This window comes from Streptomyces sp. SM10, from assembly GCF_002910915.1.
Classification (GTDB): domain Bacteria; phylum Actinomycetota; class Actinomycetes; order Streptomycetales; family Streptomycetaceae; genus Streptomyces.
Genome location: NZ_NEUF01000161.1, coordinates 1 through 5219, shown reverse-complemented (window position 1 = coordinate 5219; position 5219 = coordinate 1). Strand labels below are relative to the sequence as shown.

The window sequence follows — 5219 nt, the reverse complement described above, 5'->3', positions numbered from 1 at the left end:
CTCTCCGCCGTCGGCCTCCAGTACGTCGCGCGCCCCCGCTCGACTCACCCGTCAAGGACCACTCACCGGAAGAGGCAAACGTGCCCGAGTGCTACTCCAGCATCGGCGAGGCCGTCGGTGCGGCCATGCAGCACAACATCCGGCTCGCCCACCGCAGCGCGGCACCGGGCTCCGACAAGCCGCTGCAGATCAGGCGCCTGCCCGGCGCTTCCGCCGATCCGTACTCGGTTCGCGGAATGATTTCTCGCCTCCACGAGGACGCCTCGCCCGATGAGGTGGCGGGCATCATCGAGGAGGTCAACGGCGCACTGGTCGGGGCTCTGCCCGAGCTGACCGAACTCGTCGCCTCTGCCGCCGACTGGACTCGCGCCCGTCTCGAATTCGACGACCCGCATCACAATCCGACTTTCGAGACGTGGACCCGACTGGCAGCCGCGTACGGGATGCTCCAGGACGTCCGTGAGCAGTTGGAAGTCGCCGAGGACGGTCTCGCTGCCTGTCCCGCAGAGCGCACGGACCCCCGGCACCACAGGGGCATTGCGCGATTGGGATTGGTCCGGTTCGTCGGTCTCGTCAGTGACGTGGCGTCATGTCCGTTGTGTGGCAAGGGACCCCGGAGAGCAGAGCAGGCACGGTGCTGGTGATCATGTGGTTGTCGAGACCCATGAGAACCGAGCGAGACCGTGCCTGCCCGAACATCATCGCCCATCCCTTCCGCGCTGGAGCAACTGGGCTCCCCGACTGATCCCCTCACCTCAAGCGATGTCGCTGACCTGCGGCGTTTCCTGATTCTGGTCGCCGATCCCCGCGATGCGCGAGGGCTGCGGTATCCGGCCCTCGCGTTGCTGTGCGCGGCCGTCTCGGCGGTGCTGACCGGGGCCCGGTCGCTCATCGCGATCAGCGAGTGGATCACGGATGCCCCGCAGCATGTGCTGGGTGTCCTCGGCTTCGCTGCCGATCCGCTTACCGGTCTGCGGCCGGTGCCGCACGCCGCAACCGTGCGCCGCCTGCTGCAGCGTGTGGACGGTGACGCGCTGGATGCGGCGATCAGCGCGTATCTGCAGGCCAGAACGCCGCCCCCGGTCGAGCCGGACGCGGAGGAGGGGCCGGTGCGACGGGTGATCGCGGTCGACGGCAAGGTGGTCCGCGGATCGCGAACCCAGACGGCCGCCGCGATCCAGCTGCTGGCGGCGATGGACCACCACGGCGTTGTCCTGGCCCAGCGGCAGGTCGCTTCCAAGAGCAACGAAATCCCCTCCTTCGCACCGTTGCTGGACGGACTCGAGCTGGCGAACACGGTGGTGACCGCCTGAGCCTGCTCCAAGACCTCCGTCCAGGACTCCAGCTCCTGCCTCGCCCGCGCCTCACGCAGTTCCATCAACCCCAGCACCGACGGCATCACAACCTCCTCGATCAACAACAAGCCGCCCGCTGCCTGCCCCTACTCCACAACGATCACGCCCCGCACACGAAGAAGCCCCCGCTCATCGAACAGGGACTCCCTTTGCCACAACGCACTGAGCCTTTTCCAACCTGACGGTGCTGGCCGCGTGTTGGACGGATCTGCGGAACGACGAAGCTCCTGGTAGACGGGTTCTCGACCAAGATCGCCCGTGGCCGCCAGGAGCTTCGTGTGCTTGTCTACCCGTCGTCGATCGACCAGTCCAGTCGCACCCTGCGGTACCCGACCGGACGGCTCGTTGCCCGGCGAGGGGAGATCGGGTCCCGGTGGCGGCGTCTGACCGCCGGCCGCCAGGCCCTCCTCGCCCTGCCCCATCTGCGGTGCGGTGACACCTACGCCCAGCTCGCCACTGGGTTCGGTATCGGCATCGCGACCGCATACCGCTACATACGCGAGGCCGTCGAGGTGCTGGCCGGCCTCGCGCCCACACTGGCCGAGGCGATGCACGTCGCCCGGACCAAGGCGTTCGTGATCCTGGACGGCACCCTCCTGCCGATCGACCGGATCGCCTCCGACACCCCGTACTGCTCGGGGAAACACAAACGCCACGGCATGAACGTCCAGGTCCTCACCGACCCGTTCGGCCGCCTGCTGTGGGCCTCGCCCGCGCTGCCCGGCTCCACCCACGACCTGACCGCCGCCCGCGTCCACGGGATCGTCGAAGCGCTCGCCGAGGGCGGCCTCAAGTGCTGCGCCGACAAGGCGTATCAGGGTGCCGGCCGTCCGGTCCGGGTTCCCTTTCGCGGCCGTCGCCTCAAGCGGTGGCAGCGCAGGCACAACAGCACACACGCCAAGATCCGCTGCCTCGGCGAGCAGGCCATGGCCACCCTGAAGGGCTGGCGCCTCCTGCGAAAGCTCCGTTGCAGCACCAACCGCATCACAGCGATCATCCAGGCCGTACTCGTCCTCCACCACGCGTCAGCATGAGGTTGGAAAGGGCTCATGGAGACCGGCGGCGAGATCCTGGGCGCAGTTCACCAGAACCTCTGCCGACTTCTGACGCTCCCATGAACGAGACGCCGGAGAAGGCTGCGTAGTCAGCGCTTGCGGCCGCTGCCGGTGCGTCGGTCGTCGGCCAGTCCGGTAAGCGGGCCGAACTCGCAGGCAAGCTGGTTCCACGTCAGGACCTCGCCGCAGCGGGCCGGGAATTCCTTCGGGTTGAATTCGGGCATGGTCCAGGTGCCGGTGCCCCGGTCCCGCAGCCACAGGTCCCCGTCAGCGTCGACCACAGTCGGCGGGACCGGTACGGGCTCGGCCTGATCGGTGGGCTCCCAGGTGACCCGGCCCGGGTGGGAAACGCGGCGCAGCTCGGTGGTGGCCAGCCGCGCGGCCAGGTCACGGGCGGACTCTTCGGCGTCCTTGACCGACGGGAGCCGGTATGCGTCGTCAAGTACGGGCAGGGCTGGATTCTTGCTGCGCTTTGAACTCATACGCTGAACTACCTCCGGTTGGGGGCGTCACATCCCGTATGGCACCCCGTAGAGGAACACGGTATCCGAGGCGGGAGCCGGGCCGGCTACGACCACTGTCCAGGTGGAGGTGCTGGCATGCCGGGCGGTGGTGCCAGGTGGTGAGCTGGTCCTGGACGTGGAACAACCCGTGGTGGTTGCGGTCAGATACGGCGTCTCGGGCGGCCTTCGTCATTGTCGTAGCCACCTGGCACCATGATCGGCATGAGTGAGACAACTGATCGTGAGGGCAATGAAGTTGCCGCCGTTCTGACTACGCCAGAAGCGTGGCGTGACTTTCTGCAGCGGTACAGCGTGCTGTACGTGAAAGTCTGTGCCGACGAGGAAGAGCTGGGCGACCTCCTGGACGAGGATCAGCTGGAGGCTCTGGACCAAGGCGGGAACGTCGAGCTGTGGCTGGGTGAAGCCCCTGCTCGCAAGGAGGCTCTGGCGGAAGCCGAGGAGCGGCTCGGTGTGCGGTTCCCGCCCAGCCTGAGGGGGTTCTTCCTGGCGAGCGATGGGTGGACGCGCCTCGACGACCATCTGGACCGCGTCCATCCGTGCGGCTCCGTCGAATGGATGCGGGACAGCGAGGCCGGCAGCCGCGTGACCGGGACCTACGCTTCCATACCCGGCAACGAGGAAGACGTCGAGTTGTTCCGCCGGTCCATCGAGATCGCCCGGGGAGAGGACTTCTGGCTACTCGACCCGACCGACGTCGGCCCGGACGGCGAGTGGGCCGCCTACGAGTTCGCACCGAAGTACGGCGACGCCACCCAGCACCCCAGCTTCTCCGCACTTTTCCGCTCCGGGTACGAGAGCATGGAAGAAGACGCGGACGAGGACATGGACTGAGTCGGGTCGTCAGCCGTCACGCTCACGCCCCGAGGTGAGACACGGGCGACGGCCGCTTCGTTGCACCGAGCGGTTCCGTCGCCCCGGGCGGCAATCCCTCGTGTGCGGAACGCCCCCGGCGGCGGAGCCGCGCGCACAGTGAGGTGTCCCCCGGGGTGTGGACACAGGGGCTCATGCCGCGATTGAGAGTTTAGCTACTCGCAGATGCTGCTGTTCGAACTCCACCGGTGAGAGGTAGTTGAGGGCACTGTGGCGTCTGCGGGCGTTGTAGCAGGTCAGCCACTGGAAGATTTCCAGCCTCGCCTGACGCATCGTCGAGAACAGCCTCTGGTGCATCGTCTCCCTCTTGAGCCCCTGCCAGAACGACTCGGCGAGGGCGTTGTCGTAACTCGAGCCGACCCGGCCCATGCTCCTGCGGATCCCGAAACCGTCGCAGACCTGTGCGAACGCGGCAGCGGTGTACTGCGAGCCCCTGTCCGCATGAAAGATCACGCCGTCCGCGTGGCCGCCGCGGGCCGCCACCTCCGTCTTGAGGGCTTCGATGACCAGCTCGGCCCGCATATGGGTGGCCATCGAGTAGCCGAGCACCCGGCGTGAGCAGATGTCCAGGACGCAGGCGAGATACAGCCACGACCCGCCGACCTGCACATACGTGATGTCACCGCACCACTTCTCGTCCAGCTGCCCGGCGGAGAAGTCACGTTGGACGAGGTCCGGGGCAGGGGGTGCGAAGCGGTCCGGGACCGTGGTGCGTTTACAGCGCCGCAGATGGAGGCCCTCCAGCCCGTGCCTGCGCATGAGCCGCTCGACGCGCTTACGGTTCACCGTGTGTCCGAGGCCCCGCAGCTCGGCATGGACACGCCGCACTCCGTACGTTCCTTTGTGGTCGGTGTGGATCTCGCGGATTTCCGCGGCCAGGGCATCATCGGCGGCCTGCCGCACCTCGCGGGCCTTCGCGCCGGCGATCCACCGGTAGAAGCCCGAGCGCGAGACCTGAAGCACCCGGCATATCCGCTGCACGCCGAAGTCGGCCCGGTTGTCGGAGATGAAGCCCCAGCGGAGGGTCATGCCCTCATCTCCTCCGCGAAATACTGGGCCGCCCGGCGCAGGATCTCCCGCTCGATTTCCCACTCCTTCTCAGCCCTGCGTAGCCGGCCGTTCTCCGCCCGCAGCCGGACCAGTTCCTCATCCCCGCCCTCCGCGACCGGCTCGTCACGGATACCGCGGCCCGCCTGCTCATCGGCCTGGCGTACCCAACTGCGCAGCGTCTCGCCGGTCACCCCAACATCCGCCGCCACCGCCGCATACGTGCGCTTCCCACCCGCCGCGCGATACAGCGCGACGGCATCGTTCCTGAACTCCGCCGGATACGGAGACTTCCGTCCCACCAGGACACCCTTCCTCGGATCTGCAAGATCCATTGCCAGAGTGTCCACACCACCGGGGTCGCCTCA

At 67.6% G+C, this 5219-nt stretch carries 5 protein-coding genes and 1 pseudogene; 4 read left to right on the top strand and 2 right to left on the bottom strand.

Going from position 1 to position 5219, the window contains the following annotated elements; genetic code table 11:
* The 3 genes and pseudogenes from B9S57_RS26775 to B9S57_RS26765 all read left to right on the top strand — a co-directional run.
* Positions 1–644, top strand: a pseudogene (locus B9S57_RS26775) (hypothetical protein); the annotation flags it as partial.
* Between the two features lie 39 nt (positions 645–683).
* A complete protein-coding gene (locus tag B9S57_RS26770; protein ID WP_258036632.1) occupies positions 684–1313 on the top strand; it encodes a transposase family protein in 630 nt (209 codons plus the stop codon).
* Positions 1314–1633: 320 nt separating this feature from the next.
* Complete coding sequence (locus tag B9S57_RS26765; RefSeq protein WP_103759794.1) at positions 1634–2389, top strand: transposase family protein; 756 nt, start codon at positions 1634–1636, stop codon at positions 2387–2389.
* A 110-nt stretch (positions 2390–2499) separates the two neighbouring features.
* Here B9S57_RS26765 and B9S57_RS26760 read toward each other — a convergent pair whose 3' ends face one another.
* A complete protein-coding gene (locus B9S57_RS26760) occupies positions 2500–2892 on the bottom strand; it encodes a hypothetical protein (protein WP_103759793.1) in 393 nt (130 codons plus the stop codon).
* Between the two features lie 234 nt (positions 2893–3126).
* Here B9S57_RS26760 and B9S57_RS26755 point away from each other — a divergent pair, with 234 nt between their 5' ends.
* On the top strand, positions 3127–3765 hold the full coding sequence (locus B9S57_RS26755; protein ID WP_103759792.1) for an SMI1/KNR4 family protein: 639 nt from the start codon (positions 3127–3129) through the stop codon (positions 3763–3765).
* A 171-nt stretch (positions 3766–3936) separates the two neighbouring features.
* On the opposite strand, the gene B9S57_RS26750 is transcribed toward B9S57_RS26755, so the two are convergent.
* Positions 3937–5153, bottom strand: a protein-coding gene (locus B9S57_RS26750; protein ID WP_103759791.1) for an IS3 family transposase whose coding sequence is annotated in 2 segments (ribosomal slippage) — positions 3937–4901 and positions 4901–5153 — 1218 coding nt in all. Because the reading frame shifts where the segments join, the coding sequence is not laid out codon by codon here.
* Positions 5154–5219 lie beyond the last annotated feature (66 nt).